The sequence below is a fragment of the Streptococcus sp. ELY_86 genome (assembly GCF_058314495.1).
Map to the genome: position 1 here is coordinate 16,223 of NZ_JBZFUK010000005.1, position 24,875 is coordinate 41,097.

29 protein-coding genes are annotated in these 24,875 nt (G+C 41.6%); 26 read left to right on the plus strand and 3 right to left on the minus strand.

Going from position 1 to position 24,875, the window contains the following annotated elements; genetic code table 11:
• The first annotated feature begins 67 nt into the window (after positions 1-67).
• From comGA to AC4HAN_RS07585, 10 genes are all read left to right on the plus strand, one after another.
• The gene (comGA, locus tag AC4HAN_RS07540; RefSeq protein WP_491091964.1) at positions 68-1,009 is read left to right on the plus strand and encodes a competence type IV pilus ATPase ComGA; all 942 of its coding nucleotides are present in this window, start codon (positions 68-70) and stop codon (positions 1,007-1,009) included.
• Positions 942-1,976: a competence type IV pilus assembly protein ComGB gene (comGB, locus tag AC4HAN_RS07545; RefSeq protein ID WP_491091965.1), complete on the plus strand. Its 1,035-nt coding sequence runs from the start codon at positions 942-944 to the stop codon at positions 1,974-1,976. The genes comGA and comGB overlap by 68 nt, the downstream gene beginning before the upstream one ends.
• Positions 1,976-2,290, plus strand: coding sequence for a competence type IV pilus major pilin ComGC (gene comGC, locus AC4HAN_RS07550; protein WP_491091966.1), 315 nt, complete (start codon positions 1,976-1,978; stop codon positions 2,288-2,290). Before comGB ends, comGC begins: the two co-directional genes overlap by 1 nt.
• Positions 2,277-2,696 (plus strand): competence type IV pilus minor pilin ComGD, encoded by a 420-nt coding sequence (gene comGD, locus AC4HAN_RS07555; protein WP_491091967.1) that lies wholly within the window; start codon positions 2,277-2,279, stop codon positions 2,694-2,696. The genes comGC and comGD overlap by 14 nt, the downstream gene beginning before the upstream one ends.
• On the plus strand, positions 2,650-2,943 hold the full coding sequence (gene comGE / locus AC4HAN_RS07560) for a competence type IV pilus minor pilin ComGE (RefSeq protein WP_491091968.1): 294 nt from the start codon (positions 2,650-2,652) through the stop codon (positions 2,941-2,943). The genes comGD and comGE overlap by 47 nt, the downstream gene beginning before the upstream one ends.
• A complete protein-coding gene (gene comGF, locus AC4HAN_RS07565; RefSeq protein WP_491091969.1) occupies positions 2,930-3,364 on the plus strand; it encodes a competence type IV pilus minor pilin ComGF in 435 nt (144 codons plus the stop codon). Before comGE ends, comGF begins: the two co-directional genes overlap by 14 nt.
• Positions 3,342-3,752, plus strand: a complete 411-nt coding sequence (gene comGG / locus AC4HAN_RS07570; RefSeq protein ID WP_491091971.1) for a competence type IV pilus minor pilin ComGG — start codon at positions 3,342-3,344, stop codon at positions 3,750-3,752. Before comGF ends, comGG begins: the two co-directional genes overlap by 23 nt.
• 48 nt (positions 3,753-3,800) lie before the next feature.
• Entirely contained in the window at positions 3,801-4,754 is a 954-nt protein-coding gene (locus tag AC4HAN_RS07575) for a class I SAM-dependent methyltransferase (protein ID WP_491091972.1), read from the plus strand.
• A gap of 59 nt (positions 4,755-4,813) precedes the next feature.
• On the plus strand, positions 4,814-6,013 hold the full coding sequence (locus tag AC4HAN_RS07580) for an acetate kinase (RefSeq protein ID WP_491091973.1): 1,200 nt from the start codon (positions 4,814-4,816) through the stop codon (positions 6,011-6,013).
• A 199-nt stretch (positions 6,014-6,212) separates the two neighbouring features.
• Complete coding sequence (locus tag AC4HAN_RS07585; RefSeq protein ID WP_491091974.1) at positions 6,213-6,890, plus strand: CPBP family intramembrane glutamic endopeptidase; 678 nt, start codon at positions 6,213-6,215, stop codon at positions 6,888-6,890.
• Between the two features lie 110 nt (positions 6,891-7,000).
• Here AC4HAN_RS07585 and proC read toward each other — a convergent pair whose 3' ends face one another.
• Positions 7,001-7,771, minus strand: a complete 771-nt coding sequence (gene proC, locus AC4HAN_RS07590; RefSeq protein WP_491091976.1) for a pyrroline-5-carboxylate reductase — start codon at positions 7,769-7,771, stop codon at positions 7,001-7,003.
• 89 nt (positions 7,772-7,860) lie between these two features.
• Positions 7,861-8,928, minus strand: a complete 1,068-nt coding sequence (pepA, locus tag AC4HAN_RS07595; protein WP_491091977.1) for a glutamyl aminopeptidase — start codon at positions 8,926-8,928, stop codon at positions 7,861-7,863.
• Positions 8,929-9,048: 120 nt separating this feature from the next.
• Here pepA and AC4HAN_RS07600 point away from each other — a divergent pair, with 120 nt between their 5' ends.
• The 16 genes from AC4HAN_RS07600 to AC4HAN_RS07675 all read left to right on the plus strand — a co-directional run bounded on the left by AC4HAN_RS07600 (position 9,049) and on the right by AC4HAN_RS07675 (position 23,649).
• Positions 9,049-9,336, plus strand: a complete 288-nt coding sequence (locus AC4HAN_RS07600; RefSeq protein WP_491091978.1) for a DUF4651 domain-containing protein — start codon at positions 9,049-9,051, stop codon at positions 9,334-9,336.
• Positions 9,333-9,662 (plus strand): thioredoxin family protein, encoded by a 330-nt coding sequence (locus tag AC4HAN_RS07605; RefSeq protein WP_491091979.1) that lies wholly within the window; start codon positions 9,333-9,335, stop codon positions 9,660-9,662. The genes AC4HAN_RS07600 and AC4HAN_RS07605 overlap by 4 nt, the downstream gene beginning before the upstream one ends.
• Positions 9,663-9,713: 51 nt before the next feature.
• The gene (gene ytpR, locus AC4HAN_RS07610; RefSeq protein WP_491091980.1) at positions 9,714-10,340 is read left to right on the plus strand and encodes a YtpR family tRNA-binding protein; all 627 of its coding nucleotides are present in this window, start codon (positions 9,714-9,716) and stop codon (positions 10,338-10,340) included.
• A 289-nt stretch (positions 10,341-10,629) separates the two neighbouring features.
• Positions 10,630-11,025 carry a single-stranded DNA-binding protein gene (locus tag AC4HAN_RS07615; protein ID WP_491092088.1) on the plus strand — a complete coding sequence of 132 codons (396 nt, stop codon included), beginning with the start codon at positions 10,630-10,632 and terminating at the stop codon, positions 11,023-11,025.
• A 491-nt stretch (positions 11,026-11,516) separates the two neighbouring features.
• Complete coding sequence (locus AC4HAN_RS07620) at positions 11,517-12,476, plus strand: sugar ABC transporter substrate-binding protein (RefSeq protein WP_491091981.1); 960 nt, start codon at positions 11,517-11,519, stop codon at positions 12,474-12,476.
• Positions 12,476-13,801 carry an ATP-binding protein gene (locus tag AC4HAN_RS07625; protein WP_491091982.1) on the plus strand — a complete coding sequence of 442 codons (1,326 nt, stop codon included), beginning with the start codon at positions 12,476-12,478 and terminating at the stop codon, positions 13,799-13,801. The genes AC4HAN_RS07620 and AC4HAN_RS07625 overlap by 1 nt, the downstream gene beginning before the upstream one ends.
• Positions 13,798-14,478, plus strand: coding sequence for a response regulator (locus AC4HAN_RS07630; RefSeq protein WP_491091984.1), 681 nt, complete (start codon positions 13,798-13,800; stop codon positions 14,476-14,478). The genes AC4HAN_RS07625 and AC4HAN_RS07630 overlap by 4 nt, the downstream gene beginning before the upstream one ends.
• Entirely contained in the window at positions 14,471-15,778 is a 1,308-nt protein-coding gene (locus tag AC4HAN_RS07635) for an ABC transporter substrate-binding protein (protein ID WP_491091985.1), read from the plus strand. Before AC4HAN_RS07630 ends, AC4HAN_RS07635 begins: the two co-directional genes overlap by 8 nt.
• 281 nt (positions 15,779-16,059) lie before the next feature.
• Complete coding sequence (locus AC4HAN_RS07640) at positions 16,060-16,497, plus strand: PTS sugar transporter subunit IIA (RefSeq protein WP_491091986.1); 438 nt, start codon at positions 16,060-16,062, stop codon at positions 16,495-16,497.
• A gap of 14 nt (positions 16,498-16,511) precedes the next feature.
• Entirely contained in the window at positions 16,512-17,006 is a 495-nt protein-coding gene (locus AC4HAN_RS07645) for a PTS sugar transporter subunit IIB (protein WP_027975295.1), read from the plus strand.
• A gap of 338 nt (positions 17,007-17,344) precedes the next feature.
• Positions 17,345-18,199: a PTS mannose/fructose/sorbose/N-acetylgalactosamine transporter subunit IIC gene (locus AC4HAN_RS07650; protein WP_491091987.1), complete on the plus strand. Its 855-nt coding sequence runs from the start codon at positions 17,345-17,347 to the stop codon at positions 18,197-18,199.
• A 1-nt stretch (position 18,200) separates the two neighbouring features.
• The gene (locus AC4HAN_RS07655) at positions 18,201-19,037 is read left to right on the plus strand and encodes a PTS system mannose/fructose/sorbose family transporter subunit IID (RefSeq protein ID WP_491091988.1); all 837 of its coding nucleotides are present in this window, start codon (positions 18,201-18,203) and stop codon (positions 19,035-19,037) included.
• 17 nt (positions 19,038-19,054) lie between these two features.
• On the plus strand, positions 19,055-19,351 hold the full coding sequence (locus AC4HAN_RS07660) for a DUF202 domain-containing protein (protein WP_491091989.1): 297 nt from the start codon (positions 19,055-19,057) through the stop codon (positions 19,349-19,351).
• A gap of 122 nt (positions 19,352-19,473) precedes the next feature.
• Complete coding sequence (groES, locus tag AC4HAN_RS07665; RefSeq protein ID WP_491091990.1) at positions 19,474-19,761, plus strand: co-chaperone GroES; 288 nt, start codon at positions 19,474-19,476, stop codon at positions 19,759-19,761.
• A gap of 116 nt (positions 19,762-19,877) precedes the next feature.
• A complete protein-coding gene (groL, locus tag AC4HAN_RS07670) occupies positions 19,878-21,506 on the plus strand; it encodes a chaperonin GroEL (RefSeq protein WP_491091991.1) in 1,629 nt (542 codons plus the stop codon).
• A gap of 439 nt (positions 21,507-21,945) precedes the next feature.
• Positions 21,946-23,649, plus strand: coding sequence for a zinc ribbon domain-containing protein (locus tag AC4HAN_RS07675; RefSeq protein ID WP_491091992.1), 1,704 nt, complete (start codon positions 21,946-21,948; stop codon positions 23,647-23,649).
• 315 nt (positions 23,650-23,964) lie between these two features.
• Here AC4HAN_RS07675 and AC4HAN_RS07680 read toward each other — a convergent pair whose 3' ends face one another.
• A complete protein-coding gene (locus AC4HAN_RS07680; protein WP_491091993.1) occupies positions 23,965-24,843 on the minus strand; it encodes an RluA family pseudouridine synthase in 879 nt (292 codons plus the stop codon).
• Positions 24,844-24,875: the final 32 nt, after the last annotated feature.

Consider the following 24,875-nt stretch of genomic DNA (forward strand, 5'->3'; position numbering starts at 1 on the left):
AAAACAAAATTAATAAGATTTTATTCAAAATTTTCTTTCTTTACGAATGAATAAAGTAGGAGGGTTTATGGTTCAAGAGTTAGGAAAGAAAATTATTGCAGAAGCCGTTCAAAACAGAGCGCAGGATATTTATATTATTCCTAAAAAAGATTTTTATGAGCTCTATATGAGAATCGGAGATGAAAGAAGGTTTATTGATGATTATGAGCACCAGTTTATGGCAAATCTTATCAGCCATTTCAAATTTGTCGCAGGAATGAACGTTGGAGAAAAAAGACGAAGCCAGTTAGGAGCCTGCGATTATTCTTACGACGAAGATAAGTCAATCTCTTTGCGGCTCTCAAGTGTCGGCGATTACCGCAGTTATGAGAGTCTGGTCATTCGTCTCTTGTTTGACGGCCGCCATGATTTAAAATTTTGGTTTAATGGCATGAATCTCATTTTAAAGGAAATTAAAGGGAGGGGACTTTATCTCTTTTCAGGCCCGGTCGGCAGCGGCAAAACAACACTTATGTACCAGTTAGTCAAAGAGAAGTTTAGCCGCAGGCAGGTGATTACTATTGAAGATCCAGTGGAAATTAAACAGGACGATATGCTGCAGCTGCAGTTAAATGAGAGCATTGAGATGACTTACGATAATTTAATTAAACTGTCTCTCAGGCATCGTCCTGACATTCTGATTATTGGGGAGATCAGAGATAAAGAGACTGCAAGGGCCGTTATCAGAGCAAGTCTGACCGGAGCAGTTGTTTTTTCAACTATTCATGCTAAGAGTATTCCCGGAGTCTATGCCAGGCTTTTGGAATTGGGGGTCAGTCGGGAAGAGCTGGAAAATGCTTTACGCGGGATTGCTTACCAACGTTTAATTAAGGGAGGAGGTGTCATTGATTTTGCCCAAGGAGACTACCAAAAGCATTCAGCGCAAAAGTGGAATAAACAAATTGACAGCCTTTTTGCAGAAGGACATATCACTCAGGAAGAAGCAGAGGCAGAAAAGATTAAGGACTGAAAAACAAAGAAAAGTCATTCAATTGTTTAATAATCTTTTTGCCAGCGGCTTCAACCTGACTGAAATTGTAGATTTTTTAGAGCGCAGCCGCTTACTGGCAAAAGTTTATACAGACAGTATGCGTCAGGGGCTCCTAAACGGTTTGAATTTAGCAGAAATAATGGGTTCCTTAGGCTTTTCTGACAATGTAGTTACACAGTTAGCACTTTCTGAAATTCATGGGAATACTCAGAAAAGTCTCTTAAAAATCGAGGCCTACTTAAACAATCTCATTATTGTCAGAAAGAAGCTGGTGGAAGTAACCACCTATCCTGTTATTCTCATTATCTTTCTTATTCTTATTATGCTGGGATTAAAAAATTACCTGCTGCCTCAGCTTGAAAATGGGAATTTTGCGACGGAGCTTATTTCGCATTTTCCGGCTATTTTTCTCTTAGGATGCGGTTTTTTCATACTTTTAGCAGGATTTTTTTATCTTTTTTCAAGAAGAGTGAGTCGGACACGCTTAATGACGATTTACAGTCAGATACCATTTATAGGTCGTTATTTTCGGCTGTATTTGACGGCTTATTATGCACGGGAATGGGGCAATCTTATAGGACAGGGAGTAGAGATGGCCCAGATTGTTCGACTGATGCAGGAGCAAAAGTCGAGGCTCTTTAGAGAAATTGGCGATGATATGGAAAGGGCACTTATATCTGGTCAGGAATTTCACCAGAAGGTCTTAGATTATCCTTTCTTTTTAAGAGAACTCAGTCTGATGATTGAATATGGAGAAGTAAAGTCAAAACTGGGCAGTGAGCTTGAAATTTATGCTGAGGAGAGCTGGGAGCGTTTCTTTAGTAAGATCAACAAAGCAATGCAGTTCATCCAGCCTCTTGTCTTTGTCCTGGTAGCGTTGGTTATCGTAATGATTTATGCAGCAATGCTGCTGCCGATTTATCAAAATATGGAGGTTCATTTATAATGAAAAAGTTAAAGAAAGTGACCGTAAAAGGTTTTACCCTGATTGAAATGTTAGTCGTTTTGCTGATTATCAGTGTTTTGCTGCTTTTATTTGTGCCTAATTTGGCAAAACAAAAAGACAAGGTAAAAGACACGGGGAATTCAGCCGTTGTCAAAGTCGTTGAAAGCCAGGCTGAACTCTATGAATTGGATCAGACAGGATCGGCGACTCTTTCAAAATTAGTAGCCGGCGGCAACATTACTCAGGAACAGGCGGATTCTTATAAAGCCTATTATGCGAAACATCCTGAAAAGGCACGTCATGTGGCGAATTAAAGCTTTTACACTTTTAGAGAGCCTGATAACTCTGGCTATAACAGCTTTTTTAATCCTAATTCTGTCTGGAGGGATCAGTCAGACTTTTGCCAGTGTGGAAGAGCAGCTCTTTTTTCTGTCGTTTGAACATCTTTATCGTGATACACAGAAGCTCAGTTCTCTATCTAAGCAGGAAATGACTTTAACTTTAGACAAGGGAGAGATTTCTAATGGTGTTGAGACGCTTGATGTTCCTGAGAATATAAAATTAGAAAAAACCATGGCGCTGCATTTTGATCAGGCAGGCGGCAACTCATCGCTGGCTAAATTTAGTTTCCGGACTCCAAAAAAGACAGTAACTTATCAATTATATATAGGGAGTGGTCAATATAAAAAGACAGAAAATGAAAGCTTATATTCTCCTTGAAAGTCTAATTGCTTTGGGACTTTTGGTAACAATCACATCTTTGATTCTTCAGCAGATGAATCACGATCAAAAAAGGCTTGCTGACAATTTACAAAGGCAGGAGATGATGAATCTGGCGACAATGGCTGTTCAGACTAAGCAAGATAACCTGAGCCTTAATGGTGTCAGTGTGAGAGTTGTCAAAGATGAAACAGCAATTACTGTTTACAATGGTCAAAAGGAGGTTATAAGCCTTGTTAAAGAGTAAATTAAGGGCTTTTACACTTCTGGAGTGTCTGGTCGCCCTGCTTGTTATTGCCGGCAGCATATCCGTTTACAGCGGTCTCACTAAAGTAATCAGCAGCAACGTTCACTATTTATCAAAAAATCAACAGGATAAATGGCTGCTCTTCTGCCAGCAATTTCGCGCAGAACTTGAGGGGACAAGTTTTCAGAAACTAGAAGGTCATAAACTTTATATCAGTAAAGACGGACAGAATTTGGCTTTTGGCAAATCAAAGGCGACAGATTTTAGGAAGACTAATGCTGACGGGCGCGGTTATCAGCCGATGCTGACAGGAGTAAAGACAGCCTATTTTAAACAATCAGGGGAAGTTGTGAAGCTGGATATTACTTTTGATAATGGATTAGAGAGGACTTTCATCTATGCGTTCGATGAGAAAGGTTAAGGCAGGTGTTCTTTTATATGCCCTTCTAATGGCAGCGATATTCAGTCTTTTATTGCAGTTTTACCTTAACCGTGTTCTGGCAATGGAAAGGCAGAGCCAAGCACAATTATCAGCCAGCCAAGCCCACCTTATGGCAGAATTAACTCAGGATTTAGCTGAAGATAACAAGGGGCAGTTTACCTTTAACTACGGTCATTCAAGTTATCAAAAGGAGAATCAGCAGATTTTGATTGACGTGCATTTGAAAAGCGGTCAATCTTATCACTATCATTTTAAGGAAGAGGATAAAAGAACTGCGGAGAAGGCGGCTAAAAGAAATTCTGAAAAAGATAAAGCAAATCTTGAGGAATCAAAAGAAAATAGGAGTTCTCAATCTAAAAACTACTGATTTTGCCAGTTGAATCTATTTTTGATATGATAGGTGCTGGAGGAAATTATGGATTTTGGAAAAATAGAAACAGCCTATAATTTACTGTTGGAGAATTGTCAGCAACTGGAAACAAGGCTTCGGACAAATCTTTATGATGCTCTAATCGAGCAAAATGCTTATTATCTGGGAGCTGATGGAGCCGGTGATATAATCACTCAGAATAATTATAAATTACAGCAGCTGAATCTCAGCAAAGAAGAGTGGCGCAGAGCTTTTCAGTTTCTGTTTATTAAGGCAGCCCAAGAGCATCAGCTGCAGGCAAACCACCAGTTTACCCCGGACAGTATCGGTTTTATCATTCTCTATTTATTGGAAGAATTGACTGACAGTGACCAGTTAGATATTCTTGAAATCGGATCGGGAACAGGAAATCTCGCAGAAACACTGGTTAATAACAGCTCGAAACAGCTCGACTATATGGGGATTGAGGTTGATGATCTTTTGATTGATCTGTCAGCAAGTGTTGCGGATGTTTTAGATTCTCCTGTTCATTTTATTCAAGAAGATGCAGTGCGGCCGCAAATTTTAAAGGAAAGTGATGTTATTATCAGCGATTTACCTGTTGGTTTTTATCCTAATGATGATATTGCGATGCGCTATAAAGTTGCAGCAAAAGAGGGGCATACCTACGCTCATCATCTTTTAATGGAGCAGTCGCTTAAGTACTTAAAGAAAAATGGACTGGCCATTTTTTTGGCACCTGTTGATTTGCTGACCAGCGAACAGAGTCCTTTATTAAAGGCTTGGCTGCAAGAAAAAGCCGCTGTTTTATCGGTCATTTCTTTACCGGAGACAGTCTTCAGTCATAAAAACAATATGAAATCTATTTTTGTTTTGAAGAAGCAGATTAAGCAAGATTTCGAAACTTTTGTTTACCCCTTAACGGATTTACAGAACCCTGACATTTTACGAAGTTTTATGAAAAATTTCAAAAAATGGAAGGAAGATAATGCCATTTAAGTGATAATTTGCTATAATAATCTTATATAATCGTAAACGATTTCATGAAGGGGTATATTATGTCAAAAACAATTTCTATTAATGCAGGGTCTTCAAGCCTGAAATGGCAGCTTTATCAAATGCCTGAAGAACAGGTATTAGCTAAGGGTTTAATTGAACGTATTGGTAAAGATGATGCGATTTCGACAGTAAAATTTGATGGTCAAAATGTTTCTGAAACTTTGGCGATTAAAGACCATACAGCTGCTGTAAAAATTCTTTTGGATGATTTAATTCACTTAGGAATTATCAAATCTTATGATGAAATTACAGGTGTGGGGCATCGTGTGGTTGCAGGCGGTACTTATTTTAATGAATCTGTTCTGGTAGACAGTGAAGAGGTTATTGAAAAAGTTGAGGAACTGGCCCTTCTGGCTCCCCTGCATAACAAAGCCAATGCTGCGGGAATACGGGCATTTAAAGAAATTCTGCCAGACATTACCAGTGTTGTCGTTTTTGACACGGCTTTCCACACAACCATGCCGGAGGTTGCTTATCGCTATCCGCTGCCGAATAAATACTTCACAGAAAATAAAGTTCGTAAATACGGTGCGCACGGTACCAGCCATTATTATGTCGCTCATGAAGCAGCTAAAGTTTTAGGGAAGCCTATTGAAGAGCTCAAACTTATTACGGCTCATATGGGGAATGGTGTTTCTCTCACAGCAGTTGATGGCGGCAAATCAGTAGATACCTCCATGGGATTCACTCCGCTGGGCGGTGTTATGATGGGAACACGTACGGGAGATCTTGATCCTGCCATTATTCCTTATCTGATGGATAATACAGATGATTTCAAAACACCGGAAGATATCCGCCGTATTTTCAACCATGAGTCCGGTCTGCTTGGCATTTCAGAATTATCTAATGATATGCGTGAGATTGAGACAGCAACGAAAAATGGCGATAAAGATGCATCCTTGGCTTATGCCATGTTTGTTGACCGTATTGTGAAACATATTGGTGCCTATGCAGCGGTAATGAATGGTGTCGATGCTATTGTCTTTACAGCAGGTATTGGTGAAAATGATGCTCATATTCGTGATGAAATTATCAAGCATTTTTCTTGGATTGGTGCGGATATTGTTGCAGAAAAAAATAACGCTCATCCAGCCTACGGTGTGGTATCATCAGATGATGCCAAGGTTAAAGTACTGGTTATTCCAACCGACGAAGAGCTTGTCATTGCGCGTGATGTTGAGCGTCTGAAAGTTAAATAAGTTATCACATTTTATGATAAGACCGAAAAAGCTGATAGATATTACCTATCAACTTTTTTGTTAGGAAAGCCCAGTTATGCTAAAAATTATCTGCGGCGCTGATTTGAACAGCCAGTTCTTAATGTTACTTGGTAAAAAGTATGGAACTTGGCCTTTTGCTGTAAGACTGTGAAAAGCACAGATTAGTTAAAGGAGAGATATGAAAGGAATTTTAAAAAAAGGCGCGGCTGCAGTCGCTATCGCTAGTCTATTTGTTGTGAGTCAGCTGCCTGATTTAGTCATGATAATTTGGAAAAAGGAGAGTTCAACTCTTAATGTGTGGCAAACCTTAACGATTATTGCTATGCAAATCCTTATAATCGTTGGTTTTTATGTGCTGGCTAGGAGAAAAGGGTTGATTGACTCTGGTGTTAAGCAGTGGCTGAGTTGGAAAACTTTTGGGGTTGTTTCGCTGGGATTTATCGCATTATTCATTGTTAAACTCATTGGCGGTATTATTTTAACCCTGGAAGGCAAAACCACGACGAACAATCAGGCAACCATTGATCAGCTGTTTGAAAACTCCTCGCTTTTGATTATGTTCCTGTTTATTGTTGTGATAGCTCCCTTGACGGAAGAAATTATTTTTAGAGGTCTTATTCCTAAATTATTCTCAAAACGATTTGAAGGTTTCGGCTTTGCTGTTGGTGCCTTGCTTTTCGGTCTGCTTCACGGGCCCAGTGACATTGGCAGTTTTGTCTTATATGTTGGTATGGGAATTGTTTTAGCCATTGTTTGCTATAAATTTAAGCATCTGGAATACAGTATTTGGATACATGGTCTCAACAATGCTATGGGCTTTGTTGCCATACTTGTGACTAATCTGATGAACAAATAACTTTTAGTTTTTATTTGCTGCGGGAAACAACTTGTCTGGAGATTTTCAAATATCATTAAAAAATAAATGCTTGCAAAGCCAAATGGTAAGTCTTTACAAGCATTTTTCTTTTACATGTTTTTAGCTTTTTCGATAGTTGTATCAATAGCCGAGATGGCACTGGCAGTGAATCCTGTCTTTTCCAAGTCTAAGAGTCCTGCAATAGTTGTACCGCCCGGACTTGAAACTTTATCAATAAAATCGTTGGGGCTGACACCGCTCAAGAGAAGGTTCTGGCTGGTAGCCAGAACGGTCTGGCTGACAATATCAAGGGCCAAATCTTTGGGAAAACCGTATTTCAAGCCGGCTTTAGCCAGAGCTTCAATAAAGAGTGCAATATAAGCGGGGCTGGAGCCTGCCAGAGCAGTGAAAGCATCAAAGTCTTTTTCAGCAATTTCAAAGGTTGTGCCAAATGAGTCGGTCATTTGCTTGGCTGTTTCAAAGAGCTGGTCAGAAACCTTATCATTGCGGCAAATAGCAGTGCTGCTTTTAAGCAGCTGTGCATTGAGATTAGGCATAATGCGGATGATAGGAAGGTCAGCTTGGGTCAGTTGGGCCAGACGGCTCAAGCTTGTTCCGGCGGCCATTGAAAGAACAGGTTTATTAACAGTCAGGCCTGCTAGAACATCCGGCAGGACCTGCGGTTTAACTCCCAAAACAACAAGGTCGGCTTTATCAATAATCTCTTGCTGAGAAGCTGCAAAATCAACTTCCAGCGCGTCAGCCTTGGCCTTGCTTTTTTCAAGAGTGCTGTCAGCGATAATCACTTTGAATGCTGTTTTTTTCAGTCCGGTAATGATGGCGCTGGCCATTTTGCCAACGCCGATAAATCCAATAATCATAGGGAAGCAGAAGACTTAGGAGATGCAAGATGCTAATGAAGCTGATTTAGCAAACATAGAGCATGAAGCATTTGCCCGTCTCATCCTTTCTAATAGTTTTTTATAAGATTAACAGTTGAGCGGTCGAGTTTTTTTATAATGGCTTGAAGGAAATGCTGCGCCTGCAGGAAATCATCCAAGGAGTAAAGTGTTTGATGCGAGTGAATATAGCGGGCACAAACACCGATGGTTGTTGAAGGAATCCCGCTGTTTTGAAGATGAGCTGCACCGGCATCTGTTCCGCCTTTAGCAGCATAATATTGGTACTTAATGCCAGCTTCTTCAGCTGTTGTCAGCAGGAAGTCCCGCATATTTTTAAGCATCAGGTGTCCCGGATCGTAGAAGCGAATCAGGGTACCTTCTCCGATTTTTCCTTGATCGCCGTAAACATCGCCGGCAGGCGAGCAGTCAACTGCAAAGAAGATTTCCGGGTCAAATTTAGTAGTTGAAACATGGGCACCGCGCAGGCCTACCTCTTCCTGAACGTTGGCGCCGGCAATGAGGGTACTGTTCATCTGCTGATTTTTAAGGTTTTCTAATAATTCTGTAACCATAAGAAGGCCGTAGCGGTTATCCCAAGCTTTAGAAATGACATTTTGCTGATTAGCTGTCAAAATAGCTTCTGTTTGCGGAACGATAATATCGCCCGGGGAGATACCGTAGCGTTCAGCTTCTGCCTTATCAGCAAAGCCTGCATCAAAGACAATGTCTTCAACGTTTGGCAGTGAAGGAGAGCCATTGCTGTGACGCAGAAAATGCGGCGGGACAGATCCGGAAATCAGAGGAATCATTTGATTGTTACGCGTATAAAGGGTAAAACGCTGAGAGCTGATCACCAAAGGATTCCAGCCGCCGATAGCTAAAGCACGCAGAGTTCCGTCTTCTTTGATCTGGCTAACCATAAAACCGACTTCATCCATGTGGGCTGCGACCATAACACGAGGAGCATTTTCAGCAGAACTGTGTTTGATGCCGAAAATACCGCCCAAGCCATCTGTCTGGACTTCGTCTGTCAAAGGTGTGATTTTAGACCGCAGAAAATCACGAATATTGCTTTCATAGCCGGCAATACCGTCTAATTCGGTGACTGTTTTGATCTTATCGAATAAATCCGTCATTTTAACCTCTCATAACTACAAAGGGATAATGTATTAAACTAAGCTGCCAGTTGCATTTCTTAAATCCCTGTTTAATCCTATACTTTATATTTTAGCATGTTTTATGATAAAATAAAGGTTATGAAAAATAAAAAAATCACACTGGTGTCTGCCGGTCTTGCGGGAATAAGCGGTGCTATTCTTGCCGGCCTGATTGCTCAAAGGCGTTTGGCAGATCGCAAACGCGACAGGATTAAAAAGGAGATTCGGCAGTTTTTCAGCCAATTTGGTGAGATTGCTGTCCTTTATATCAACGAATTTGAATCAGATAAGAAAAAGCTCTGCGGCGGTGTGGTCATGAAAGATGATACTGTCTATCAATTTACGCATCAAAACAGCACTATTGACTATAAGGAGGAAAAAAGATGATTGCTCCGCAGTCTTATGAGGAATTAGCAGCCTATCTGGAACAAAAGGAAAGAGTTGTTTTCTTTTTCGCTGCGGACTGGTGCCCGGACTGTCAGTTCATCTATCCGCTTATGCCGGAGATTGAAGCGGAAAATTCCGACTTTACCTTTGTGCGTGTAGATCGTGATGCTTTTATAGAGCTGGCTCAAAGATGGAATGTTTTTGGCATCCCAAGCTTTATCGTGGCAGAAAATGGGACAGAAATCGGCCGTTTTGTTAATAAACAGCGCAAAACAAAAGCTCAAGTCAATGCTTTTTTGGCAGAACTGAAGGTTCATAAATCTTAGGGACCAGCTTTAAAATTCATGTAAAAATTGAAATAATTGAAAGGAATAGAAATGATTTTTACTTATAATAAGCAGTATGTCGGTGACGTTTTAATGGTTATTGTCAAAGACAGCAAGGGCGGCAAACTGTCCTTTGAACGGAAAGGGAACATTGCCCGTATCTTCTTGCAGGAAAGCAATGAAACGGTTGCCTGGAATATTTTTGAAGTGTCTGACCTGATTGCTCTTGAAGGGGTTGGTCAGCTGGCGCTGACAGACGAACAGGTAAGTGTTTTAAATGCGGAATTGGCTAAAGAAGGTTTTCGGGAAAGTCTGGAAAATGATTCCGATCCTAAATTCGTGGTCGGCGAGATTGTTGAAATGGTTCCTCATCCGGACAGTGACCATCTCAATATTTGTCAAGTCAAGATAGCAGCTGATAAAATTGTTCAAATCGTTGCCGGAGCTCCCAACGCAGCTCTTGGTTTAAAAACGATTGTGGCTTTGCCGGGAGCTATGATGCCAAACGGCAGTCTGATTTTTCCGGGAAGTTTAAGAGGTGAAAAGAGTTTTGGCATGATGTGTTCTCCGCGGGAACTTGCTTTGCCAAATGCCCCGCAAAAACGCGGCATTATTGAGCTTGCCGCAAATGCGGCAGTAGGGGAAGCTTTCGATGCTAAGAAACATTGGCAAGGATAATGTAAGACACAAAAAGCAGATGATAACGCGGATATTATTGTTTCAGGAGTTTAGCTGACAAGTGCTTTACTCCTTATTTTTATCTAGAGTGACTGATTGTTCTGACAGACATCAACGAGTTATGGAATTTAAGAAATTAAAACATCACCTGACTGCTGCCGGATATAAATAAGAGATTTTATCCTAAAAGCAGCTGTGCTGGGTGCCAATGTCAGTGACTGTATATTATTTTTGTACCTACTGTCGTTTTTTCTGACTTTTTTCGAATAAGAAAGCAGGAGGAAAAATGATGTACAATAAAGTTATCTTGATCGGCCGTCTAACAGCAACACCAGAAGCGGTCAAAACGTCCAATGACAAGACCGTTGCGCGCGTAACTTTGGCCGTCAACCGTCGTTTTAAAGGGCAGGATGGTGAGAGGCAGGCGGATTTTATTCAGGCTGTTTTTTGGGGAAAATCGGCTGAAACCTTGGCCTCATACAGCAGCAAGGGAAGCCTGCTGTCACTTGATGGCGAATTGCGTACTCGAAGGTATGAAAAAGACGGCGTCACTCATTTTGTGACTGAGGTCTTGGGACATTCTTTTCAGCTGCTTGAAAGCCGGGCTCAGCGGGCCATGCGTGAAAACAATGCTGAAAATGACTTGGCCGATTTGGTTCTTGAAGAAGAGGAGCTGCCGTTTTAAAGGTATGAATCTTGCTGGAAAGATGAATCAATACAGCTGCTGGCAGGCGATAGGGAAAACGCCTTATTTTCGAGGTTTTATCAGAACTGCCCTGCTTACTTACAAATGGCCTGATTTGCGATAATATCATGTATTTGCGGCTCTCTTAGGATTTTTATCCTGAGCGAGCTTTTTTGGTTTATCATTTTTACTTTCTTTTGAATTCTTAGGAAAAAAGAGATAAACATAACCACTGACTGAAGGAATAATCATGGTTTAGATACTAGCAGTCGGTCTAAGAAAGGTAGCTGATCAGAGCGTTTTGGCCGGTGTCAAAAGCAGCTTGTTTTTACGGCATCTGATGGGTTTGCCATGGCTAAGGTAAAGTGTTAAACTAAAGTAATAGACAAGACGGTATAAATGGTTAAAGAATGATTTTTTGCAAAAAAATTTTTGCTTTAATCTGCTGAATAAGATTATTTTTGTGATGATTTTAAAGACAGGGGGAAGATATGAAATACAAGCAGCTCACCAGACTTTTGGCTTGTCTTTTAGTAACAGCAGTGGTTTGTGTCTTATTTTTCCATTATAAAGAAGCACCTGTTTTTCCTCAGCAAACAAAAATCGGTGCTACCTATATGACTATGAATAATGATTTTTATAAGTATCTGAATGCTGAAGTTGAAAAGAGTGTTAATGAGCACCACGATCAGCTCTACACGCGTGATCCGGCTCTCAGTATTAAAAAGCAGGTTGAGCAGGTTCGTTTTTTTATCAGGGAAAAAGTTGATGTCATCATCATTAATCCGGTCGACGGCAACAGCAGTCAGCTGATTGCCAGCCTTAAAAAGGCTAAAAAAGAGGGGATTAAAGTTATAGCGGTGGACAGCCAGTTTAAAGACAGCTCAGCCGTTAATACGACGATTGTCTCAGATAACTATAAAGCTGGGGTCTTATGTGCTGAGCAGCTGATGAAAACGAAAAAGAAGGCGGATATTTTACTTTTAGAGCACAGAGATGCTCTGTCTGCAACGAGCAGAATTCAGGGTTTCCTTGATACTATCAAAACGCACAGCGCTTACCGAATTGTATCACGGCTTGACAGCTTGGGACAGACTGAGATTGCCATGCCTAAGGTTAAAAAGCTGATTCAGGACGGACTTGACTTTGATACGGTGATGGCGCTTAATGACCGAGCAGCTATTGGAGCTTTAGCTGCTATCAAGGGGGAGCAGTTGGATGACATACAGATTTACGGTATTGATGGTTCTCCTGACATGAAGAGTTTGCTTGCTACGGCACCGGAAATGCAAGCGACGGTGGCTCAGTCGCCTTATACCATGGGGCAGGAAGTTATCAAAGCAAGCACCAAACTGTCAAAGAATCAGGCTTATCCCCAAGAGATTATTGTTCCGGTTCAGCTGCTGACAAAAAAAAATATCGGAGAAGCTGATCTGACAGGGTGGCAGTAATGAATAGCTATAAATACTTAAAATACAGTCAATATGCCAAGCAGGCGTTAATTTTTATCAATTTACTTGCGGTTGTTTACTATGCTTTTGTTTATCTCTTTGCCAGTAAATATATCGTTGCTAAAAACTTAAGCCACGTCCTTTTGGATCATTTGGATGTTGTTCCGACAGCACCTGACAGTATCTTTTTTTCGACCATGTTCTTTTTTGCCATGTTTTTGGCAGTCATGTTTTATCGTGAAAGCATCCTTAATAAAAAAGAAGAAATCAATGACTGGCTGATTGCTGCGGAAGTTATGCTGATTATCTTTACCTTTATTTCCCTGCAGTTTTCTTACAACGGTCTCTTTCTTTTGGTTTTTGCAGATGTTTTTTACAGCTATGCGAATTTTTACAATGTCAAGGAACAAAAGTATTGGCTGCTCTTTATTTTTCTGGGATTCGGCATGCTGCTGATATCGAATTTTGACCTGTTGTCTCTGGTTATGAAGCTTCCTTCGCTGGATGTTTACATCAGCTTTTTCCCCAGTACCAGCCGCTTGATCGTTCTCTTTATTAAAAATTTTCTTTACTCTTTGAATATCATTGTTTTTATCGTGTCACTGGTAACCTATATTATGTATTCCATTGCTGAGAACCACAAGATTGAAGAAGAGCTGCGCATGGCTGCGCGTGCTAATACAGAATTAAATGACTATGTCTCGCTGGCTGAAAAAATTGCTGAGGACAAAGAGCGTAAGCGCATTGCTAGGGAAATTCATGATACGCTGGGGCATGCTCTGACAGGGATCTCGGCAGGAATTGATGCGGTTACCGTTTTGGTGGATCTGAATCCCAGTCATGCCAAAAGCCAGCTGAAAAATGTTTCTGATGTTGTCAGAGAGGGGATTCAGGATGTCAGACGGTCCTTGGAAAAGATGAGACCCGGTGCGCTTGAAAAGGGAAGTTTGAGGGAAGCCCTTTTGAAGATGATTGCTGATTATGAGAATTTGTCCAAATTACAGGTCAGTCTCGATTATAATTGGGATAATGTGGATTTAGACATCACGAAAGAAGATATTATTTTCCGCCTTATCCAAGAAACAATCACCAATTCTTTGCGTCACGGGCATGCGCGCCACGTCAGGATTGAAATGCTGAATACCGATTCCTACATTATTAAAATCAAGGACGACGGTGTAGGCTGCAAGGAAATCAAGCCAGGGTATGGACTGACACAAATGCAAGAACGTCTGGCTATTATTGGCGGACGCGCCAGCTTTGAAAGTAAGGATGGTTTTCAAACCACTGTCATTATTCCCAAGAAAAAAGGAGAAGAAAAGTGATTAAAGTACTTATTGCTGACGATCAGGAACTTATTCGAGAATCGCTGAAAATTGTGCTGTCATCTTATAAGGATATTGAAGTTGTCGGTGCCGTTGATGATGGTTTTGAGGTTTTAGAAAGCCTGAAAAAAACGCAGCCTGACATTATCCTGATGGATATCCGCATGCCAAAGATGGACGGGGTACTGTGCACGAAGGAAGTCAAAGAAAATTATCCTCATGTAAAAATCATTATTCTGACAACTTTTGACGATGATGATTTCATTTTTAAAGCCCTCCAGTACGGCGCTTCAGGCTATATTTTAAAGGGAATTTCGATGGAAGATCTGCATCAGGCCATTGTTACAGTCAATAAGGGCAATGCTATGATTAATCCGGATGTCGCAACGAAAGTTGTCAAACTGTTTTCCCAGATGGCTCAGTCAAACTCGGCTATTCAGGTTCAGGAAAGCAGCGTTGACAATATCTCCAAGGCGGAGTGGAAAATTATCCAGCAAATTGGTTTTGGTCTTTCCAATAAAGAAATTGCGGCCAAGCTGTTTCTGTCGGAAGGAACCATTCGCAATTATCTGTCGACCATTCTGTCTAAGCTAAATCTGCGTGATCGGACGCAGTTAGCCATTTGGGCAGTGCAGACAGGTGTTACCACCAGGTATTTCGGAGATGATAATGATTAAACAATGGATTCGGCGTTACAGATTTTTTGTGATTGGCGGTTTAGTGCTTTTAACAGCAGTGCTGAGCTTTTTTGCCGTTCAATCAAGGCAAAAGAAAATTTTGCGCTTAGGAGTCTATGCCGGCAGCAGCTGGGATGTTCCCAGCGGTAAAGAATACCAGTTTTTAGATAAAGCAATCAGCCGTTTTGAAAAAAAGCATCCTGATGTCGAAGTTCGCTATGAAAGCGGGATTTTAAAAGAAGATTACTCTTCCTGGCTGTCCGGAAAGATTGTTGAGGGAAAGCAGCCGGATGTTTTCATGGTTCCTGAGAACGACTTTAATCTTTTGGCCTCTACAGGGGCTCTGGCAAATTTAGACAGCCGCATTAAAAAAGAACTGAAAACCTCTCAGTTTTATCCTTCAGCTTATAATGCCGGCCACTTTGGCAAAAATCAGTTTGCACTTCCTTTTGAAAGCAATCCGGTTATGATGTGCATCAATATTGATTTATTAAAAAAAGAAGGGATCAAACTGCCTGCTTCAAATTGGACAGTAGCAGATTTTTATAATATTTGTAAAAAAGTCACCAGGGATACTGACGGCGACGGCGTGATTGACCAGTACGGCAGTTTTGGCTACGGCTGGGAGGAGGCTTTGGCGGCTTATAATATCAAACTGTTTAACAGTACAGGAACAGAAGCGTATTTCAACACGAAAAAAGTTCGCTCAGCCCTGTCCCTAGTTACCAAGTTAAAGAATCTAAACGGCAATTACCGTGTAACACTGAAAGATTTCGACGAAGGCAGGGTAGCCTTTTTTCCCATGACCTTGGCTCAGTATCGGACTTACAAGCCTTATCCTTATCATGTATCAAAATATTCGTCCTTTTCTTGGAGCTGCGTTGAAATGCCTTCTCGGCAATCTTCTACGGCAAGGACCCAATCCGGCACATCTTTGTATGCCATGTCTGCTAAAACGTCCCATTCTAAACTGGCCTGGGAATTTCTGAAGCTTTTATGTGCCGATAAGAAAACCCAGCAGGAGCTGTTTGAAGACTCACAAGGAGCCTCTGTTTTAAAATCGGTAATGAACAGTCAGGAAAGCAAAAATCTTCTGCAAAATGACAGCTTTGGTGCCAAGGCTCTGACAGTAAGCACACTTGACAGTATGCTGAAAAAAGCGACAACAACCCCCAGGTTTAAGTCCTACAATACCATTTATGAAAAAGCGGGCTATCTTATCACCAAGTCTTTGGAGGAAGATACCGTTGAAAGCGATTTATCAGATATCCAAAAAGATATTGAAGATGAACTGAAGTGAAAAACCGTTTGCAGCATAGCAGCCAGCCTAACGAACAGCCGACAGCAAATTTTGCGAGGATCAGCTGTTCGTTTTTTGCTGCTATTATAATTCTTTTACGCTAAATTAATTGTATTTTGGCGCTCGGGCAGTTCTTATTATTTTTAAACATGGGCAAAATCTGACAAATGTCATTTTCTATATGACATTTGTCAGGTGGTTAAAGATGACAAATGACACTGCAAAAGCGTTTTCAAAAATTATAAAATAAGAATGAAATTAAAAGAAGGTAGGGGGTAGTCATGAAATACCTAATACTTGTGAGTCACGGCGGCTTTGCGCAGGGCTTGAAAACCTCTTTAGCCATGTTTGCTGAGGATAAGGTTGACCAAGTGATAGCTGTCGGTTTGGAAAACGGCAAATCTGTAGATGATTTTGCTCAATCCTTCAAAGAGGCTCTTTCAGAGCTCAAAGAAGAAGATTCAGTTGTCGTTTTGGCTGATATTGTTGGCGGCAGTCCTTTAACGACAGCCTGCAGCGTTTTGGCGGAATTAGGCAAGCTGGATGATGCTGTTATTTTAGGCGGCATGAATCTGCCAATGGCAGTCAATGCAGTGGTTATGAAAGATGTTCTTGAAGGTCAGGATTTTGTAACAACTGTTTTAGGTGAAGCGACAAGTGCTTTGCAGGAATTCAAGGTCACTTCTGATGAAGAAGATGATGATGACGATGATATCTAAAAAAGGAGAAGAAAATGACTGTATCGTTTGTAAGAATTGATGACCGTATGATTCACGGTCAAACGGTAACACGCTGGGCAAAAGAATACCCTTGTGACGGACTTATTGCTGTTAATGATGCTGCAGCTAAAAATAAGGTGCTGATCCAAGCCTATAAGGGTGCTTCAGACAAGAAAACCTTTGTTTGGACCAAGGAAGCCTTTGCTCAAAAATCGCAAAAAGTAGCAGAGTCAGACAGCCGCTACTTCCTGATTACTAAAAACCCTATCGACATGAAAGAAATTTTGGTTGATCAAGGCTTTGTTCCGGGAGATATTAAAGAAATTATCGTCGGTCCTGCCAACGACCGTCCGGGAGCTGTTAAACTCGGCAACAACCAGTCAATTACTCAGGAAGAAGCAGATGCTATTGAAGCTATCGAAAAAGCCGGATACAAAGTAAAATTCCAGCTTTTGCCGGATGTTTCAATCGGTTATTGGTCAGATTTCAAATCTAAATTTGGTTATTAAGGCAGAAAGTTTATTAGGTACTAAAGCACCTAATAAACTACGGCAGCCGCTATGGCGCTCTGCCTATCGGCCTTACTAACTTCGTCAAATCAGTCGATACTACTGATGTGACTTCGTGTCGTAAACTATGGCAGTCAATTCATTATGGTGATTGGCGTTTGTTATCAAGTGAGGAGCACTTAGATAACAATCCTCTGCCGTATCTTGATAATCGAACACGGGCTAAAAGCGTCGAGAAAAAGATAGCCTGCCTAATGCGCAAAAGCGCATGGCGCGAGGCTCCTATTTTCTTCTCGCTTTCTTCACGCCCTTTGTATCTTAAATAAAGGAGAAATATTATGACAATTTCTTGGTTACAAGCAGCCATTCTTGGTCTGTTTGCCTGTTTGTCTTCAATGCCCGGCCTGGGCGGTACGACCATTGGTAACTACACTTTGGGCCGTCCCTTAGTCGGCGGTTTGGTCTGCGGCCTGGTTCTTGGAGATGTTAAGACAGGTATCGTTTGCGGGGTTGCCATGCAGTTGGTTTACATTGCTCTGGTAACACCTGGTGGTACGGTATCAGCCGATGTCCGTGCCGTATCTTATATCGGTATTCCTTTGGCAATGGTTGCTATTCACTCACAAGGGCTCTCAGCTGATTCAGCTGATGCAGCTAACCTTGCAAAATCAATGGGTACTCTGGTAGGAACTATCGGTACCGTGCTTTTCTACGGTACAGCTACTATGAACCTGGTTTGGCAGCACATTGGTTGGAAAGCGGTTGAACAGCGTCAGTTTAAACGCCTCTACACAGTGGACTGGGGACTTCCTTGGGTTTCCCATATCATCTTCTCATTCATCCCTACTCTGATTATGTGTAAATTAGGAGCAAGTGCAGTTACCGCTTTGAAAGAAGCACTGCCATTGGATGGTATTCCAATGAAGACCCTCTTTACTGTTGGTTCTCTTCTTCCATGTGTAGGGATTGCCATCCTTTTGAAACAAATTGTTGAAAAAGCTGTTGACTTTGTCCCATTCTTTGTTGGATTTACTTTGGCAGCTTCACTGGGATTAAACCTGGTATCATGTGCAGTCATTTCCCTGATTTTTGCGGTATTGTTCTATGAATTGGAAATGGCTAAAAATGCTAAGGCTACAGCTGTGGCTGGTGCAGATGGCTTAGACTTTGATGACGATGAGGAGGATATCTAAGATGGCTCAAAAGAAAATTTCAAAGAAAACCCTAACTAAGTCCTTCCATCATTGGTACTATGGTAACCTGACCTGCTTCTCACAAGAACATATGCAGACGTTCGGTTACTTGACTTCTATGCTGCCAATCGTAGAAGAACTTTATGACAATGAAGACGACAAGGCTCGCTCCATGCAAACCTATACAGCCTTCTTTAACACTGAACCGCAATTGGGTTCCCTGATTGTCGGTGTTACTGCAGGTCTCGAAGAAGCGCGTGCCAACGGTGCTGATGGTGTTGATGATGAAACGATCAACGGTCTGCGTGCCGGTCTGATGGGACCGGTTGCCGGTATCGGAGATTCTCTGGTTGTCGGTACTTTGATTCCGATTATTTTGGGGATTGCTCTTGGTTTGTCAACGGGCGGTTCACCGGTCGGTGCAATCTTTTATATCGTTGTCTGGAACCTTTTGGCTTACTTCGGTATGCGTTTTGCCTACTTCAAAGGTTATGAACTGGGTGATAAGGCGGTTGAAGTGCTGGTTGGCCCTCAAGGGCAAGCTATCCGTAAAGCCGTAGCTATCGTCGGCGGTATGGTCGTCGGTGCGGTAGCAGCAACTTGGGTGCCTATTAAGACAGCCTTTGAATTGAAAAATTCTTCCGGCAAAGCTTTCTTGGTGCTCCAAGATCAGCTGGACGGCGTTTATCCGGGATTGCTGACAGCTTTAGTCACTGTATTTTGCTGGTGGCTGATGGCCAAGAAGAATATGTCACCAATCAAAGTAATGCTGCTGTTAGTTGTCCTTGCTCTTGTTGGTGTCTTGACAGGATTCTTCGATCCAGGATTGAAATACTAAGTTAAAAAGGAGAGATTATGCTGACAAAAGAAGAATTTATCAAAGGCTATGAAAAAGAAATAGCTTACCAAAAGCACATGATTGAAAATCTGGGACGTTGGTTTACGCTTATGTTTATCATTGCCAGTATCGGAGTCGTTTTGATTTATTCCTTTTCAGCTAATCTGATCGGGCTTATTATTGGCATTGTGCTGACAGTTTTGGGCATCTTAGCCATGTTGGTTTTTGGTTATGGTATCTATAAGGGTCGGATCAATGTTCAGAAGGTTGTTGATGATTTTGAGGAAAAGCTGAAACTTTCTGAGTCTAAATAAGCTAAAAAAACTTTACCGAAAGGTAGAGTTTTTTTCTTGACTATTTCTGACCAAGTGATAAAATAATAATTGTAATTAGCACTCGATGAAATAGAGTGCTAAAAATTCTATGGAGGTATGTTATGTTAAAACCCTTAGGAGACCGAGTGGTCGTACAAGTAATGAAAGAAGAAGAAAAAACAGTCGGCGGTTTTGTCCTTGCCGGTGCTGGCCAAGATAAAACGCAAAAAGCAACGGTAGCAGCAGTTGGGGAAGGGATTCGTACATTGAGCGGTGACTTGGTTGCTCCAAGCATAGCTCAGGGCGATATTGTTCTGCTTGAAAATCATGTTGGAACGCCCGTTAAAGATGGTGACAAAGACTATCTGATTATTCGTGAAGCAGATGTTTTAGCTGTCATTCAGGACTAATCAGAAAGACTGTAACATATACTTAGATGCTTGATGATGGCGTTTTTAACGTTTTGACAGTAAAAGCGTCTTATGAGAAAGACAGACTATTAGATTTAGATAAAGAGGATTAGATTATGGCAAAAGATATTAAATTTTCAGCAGATGCCCGTTCTGCAATGGTGCGCGGTGTGGATACTTTGGCAGATACCGTTAAAGTGACCTTAGGCCCTAAAGGGCGCAATGTGGTTCTTGAAAAGTCATTTGGCTCCCCTTTGATTACCAACGATGGGGTAACTATCGCTAAGGAAATCGAATTAGAAGATCATTTTGAAAATATGGGAGCTAAGCTGGTTTCAGAAGTTGCCTCAAAAACCAATGATATTGCCGGTGACGGTACGACAACGGCAACTGTTTTGACACAGGCGATTGTTCGCGAAGGTCTCAAAAATGTCACTGCCGGTGCCAACCCAATCGGTATCCGCCGGGGAATCGAAACTGCGGTTGCAACAGCAGTTGAAGGTTTACAAGCCATTGCTCAGCCTGTTTCCGGCAAGGACGCTATTGCTCAGGTTGCAGCTGTATCATCACGCTCTGAAAAAGTTGGGGAATATATCTCTGAAGCCATGGAAAAAGTTGGCAATGACGGTGTTATCACCATCGAAGAGTCACGCGGTATGGAAACAGAACTTGAAGTTGTTGAAGGTATGCAGTTTGACCGCGGCTACCTGTCTCAATACATGGTAACTGATAATGAAAAAATGGTTGCCGATCTTGAAAATCCTTATATTTTAATTACTGATAAGAAAATCTCAAATATTCAAGATATCCTGCCATTGCTTGAAGAAGTGCTTAAAACCAACCGTCCGCTTTTGATTATTGCTGACGATGTGGATGGTGAAGCCCTTCCAACCTTAGTTCTGAATAAGATTCGCGGTACTTTCAACGTTGTAGCCGTTAAGGCTCCGGGATTCGGTGACCGCCGTAAGGCTATGCTGGAAGATATTGCTATTCTGACAGGCGGTACGGTCATCACTGAAGATCTCGGCCTCGAGCTTAAAAATGCTACAATGGATGCTCTCGGTCAAGCAGCCCGCATAACAGTTGATAAGGATTCAACAGTTATCGTTGAAGGTTCAGGCAGCAAAGAAGCGATTGAAAACCGTGTTGCGCTGATTAAATCGCAAATTGAAACAACAACGTCAGATTTTGACCGTGAAAAACTGCAAGAACGTTTAGCTAAATTATCAGGCGGTGTTGCTGTCATTAAAGTCGGCGCAGCTACTGAAACAGAATTAAAAGAGATGAAACTTCGTATTGAAGACGCTCTGAATGCGACACGCGCTGCGGTTGAAGAAGGCATTGTTTCGGGAGGCGGTACAGCCCTGATCAATGTGATTGAAAAAGTTGCTGCCCTTGATTTGGAAGACGATGCTGCAACAGGCCGCAACATTGTCCTGCGTGCCTTGGAAGAACCGGTACGTCAAATCGCTAAAAATGCCGGCTACGAAGGTTCAGTTGTTATTGACAAATTGAAGAACAGCCCTGTAGGAACAGGCTTTAATGCCGCTAACGGCGAGTGGGTTGATATGATCAAAGAAGGTATCATTGATCCGGTTAAAGTGACGCGTTCAGCTCTGCAAAATGCCGCTTCAGTGGCAAGTCTCATTTTGACCACAGAAGCAGTTGTTGCTGATCATCCGGCACCGGAAGCTCCTGCTTCTGCTCCAGCCATGGATCCGGGCATGATGGGCGGTATGATGTAATTTAAAATGAAATAAAAAATTGAGCTGCAGAATCTTATTGATTTTGCGGCTTTGTTTGTTTTATTGATATTGATCGAGAGAGGATTTGACTGCCTTGTAAGATCGTTAATTTATGAGATTAAAACAGCCCAAGCTCTTTTACTGCGAAAGGGGGAAGCCGGAGCAAATACCTGTCCGGCCGTTTGTAAGTGAGCCTTCCATAAGAGACAGTTAAGATATTTGCTTTAAAAAACAGTTGATTTTGATTGTTTTGTTATCATTTTGTTATAATTTAAAAAAAGAAAAAAAGTATAATGCGAGAACAGATGAAAAGAACAGCGCTGTCTTGATATCTGTTTGCAGACTCAATAGGTTTATCTGCATTTCTTTCCAGTGCTGAAAAAAAGAAGCTCAGATGGTAAAAATCAATTGGTCAGTCAGTATTTGTGAGGAGTAAAAGATGGAAAAATTGAAGAAAGAATGGCAGCAATTCTTGCAAAAGGCAACGAATCTGCTGGGGCCGCTTTTTGAAAAAATCCAGAAGGCAGTCAAAAGGCTGCTCCAAAAAAAGCCCATACGTACCACTCTCGTGATTATTGGGGTTCTTTTAGTCATCTTCGGTTTATGGGGAAGTCTTCATTATTCTAAAACAGCTACGCTGGATCGTTATATCAGGGCTCGGAGCGCTTCGGGCAAAACTTTTGAAAATATCAAGGAATACATGGTCTGGGATGACACCAATGAGCTGATTACTAATGATGAAGCACAGTATACCAAATTTTTACCTTTAAAAACGAAAGCTTCCCAACGCAGCCTGCGCAGAAAATTATTGACGGCTGACAGTTCTGATACGGTCTATCTCAAACGTATCGGGCGCCGTTTCTTCTTTTTTCCAGACTATCGGCTGGCAATGAAGCCGCTAAAATTAAAGCTGAAGACAAATGTATCAGACTTGGATGTCCTTTTGAATGATAAAAAAGTTGCAACCAGCAATTCTGATCAGTACCATCTGACGCTTAGCCATTTACCGGTTGGGGATTACCGCTTTACCCTTAATGGTCTGCATAATGGCAAAGAAGTTGAATTCAGCAAAGACTATGATGGCAAGCATAAGACAGTTGATATGACTTTGGCCTTTAAGAATTTCACGGTCAAAAGCAATCTGGCAAACGGTGACCTCTATTTCGGCAAAAAGAAGGTCTCCTCACTTTCCAATGGAGAATATGCAGTCAGTGACTATCCTGTCATGGGAACCAAGCCTGTCTATGTTAAAAAGACCTTTTCAGACGGGGAAATAAAATCCAAGAAGCAGTCGCTCCTTGATATTGCTGACGGCAGCACCGTTCAGCTGGATGTTGCGGATCAGCTGGATGATGCGACTGCTCAGAATTTGCTCAAGTCTGCTTTTGAGAAATTTTCGGCCTACGCTACCAGCGGTCAGGATCCTGTGGATTTAAATACTGTTTTTGAAAAAGGTGCAGAAAATCAATTTTACAGTGCTTTAAAAGACAGCATTAAGCAAAAAATGCTGACAGACAGCCGGAAACCATCCAGTTTTGCTATTACTTCTGCGACGCTGAGTGACCTGCACCAAACAGGTGTCAAAACTTATAATCTGTCTTATGCAGCTACCTATGACTATTACTATGATGAAGCAACGGATCCAGAAAAGAAAACCTCAGGTCACCTGCTTCAAAGCTTTACCGGTCAGATCAAGGTCAAAAGAACAGCAAAAGGCTATAGCGTCATTAAATCAATCAGCGGCCCGACAATGGTCGGTGAAGATAATCAGGTGAAAAGTCCGACACCGCTGCCGGAGGAACTGATTGGAACTTGGGAGACTAAGGAAGATGATAAGACAGTGACGATGACCTTCTCGGAAGACGGAACTGTGACGAAAAAGACTGACTATAAGGATGATAAGAAAGAAGATACAACCAAAACGGCCAAGGTTGAAAAAACTGATGAAACTTCAGACGGTACTTATCGCTATTACTATCAATCCGGCGATAAAGCAGCCTTTACGGTTTTAGATGATATCGGTGCCAATGATCACTATACCTATGGTGTCAAAATCAACGGCACAAGTATTACAACGGTTTATTGGGAAAGTGATGACACCAGCGGTGCTCCTAAAACAGGCATCAGTTTAACCAAAAAATAGAAACTGGACGCTTTTGAATTTAGCTGTATTTGAAAAGCCCGGCCGGTTTGATTTCTATGCCCAGTCAAAAGTAGAAAAAGTCTAATTTCTCAAAAAGTAATATTTTGTTATGATACTTTCCTTAGGTAGCACGGACGGTAGCGACTTCCTTCGGAATTCCATACCTAGATTTTGAGCCTAGGTCTCAAAATCTCCGAGAGGCAGAAACTCAATATTTCTGCCTCTTTTGCTACATCGGAAAGTATCAGGTTAGGCTTTGATCGTTTCTATATCATTTTACAAAAATGAAAAGTGATATTATTCTATGATGAAATTTTAGAGAGAATTTAGTTTTGGAAGCTCTTTTTCAAAACTGTCTGATCGTGCTTGGACTTTAATTTTCTTGAGCGTTAGAGGATGTGTAAAACTTAATTGGTGAGCGTGCAGCATGAGCCTGTTTGCCGTTTGATGACTGTACAAAGGATCTCCTATGAGCGGATAGCCGTGATAGGCCAGATGGACGCGAATTTGGTGGGTACGGCCTGTTTGAAGCCGGCATTTGATCAGGCTGGTATGATTAGCACAGTGTTTTACAAGCGAAACCTGAGTGATGGCTGCTTGACCGTGTTTTTGGTCAACTACCCGCTTACGCCGGTCATGGCGGTCGCGCCCGATTCGTTCTTTAAAAACAAGGCTTTTTTCGGGGAATTGCCCGGACGTTAGAGCTAAGTACTCACGCTGAATGTGTTTGTTTTCCAGCAGGCGGTTGACGATGGGCAGGATAAACGGATTCTTAGCAAACAGGACAGCTCCGCTGGTCTCCATATCCAGCCTGTGGACCACATAGCAGGTCTGTCCTGTGTAGCTGGACACATGGTTTAACAGAGCTATTTCTTTAGGTTCATTGCCGTGTACTTTCATCCCCTCAGGCTTATTGACGATAATCAGGTGCTCATCTTCGTAAAGACAGTCTATTAAATCTTTGTTTCCCATGGGAATCGTTTTAGTCGGATAGTCGCTGTCATCAAAGATTAACTCAATCAGGTCTCCTGTGTTAACAGGGCTTTGCCAATTGATCATTTCGCCATTGATAAAAACATGCTTCTTGGTTCTTAGAAAATGTCTGATTTTCCTTGGAATCAGCAAACGTTCTTCTAAAAGTTCTTTCACAGTCCCCTTGGGATAGGGATTGGTAATTTTTACGGTAAAAGTCATAATTTTATTATATCATTTTCGCCAAAATTGAT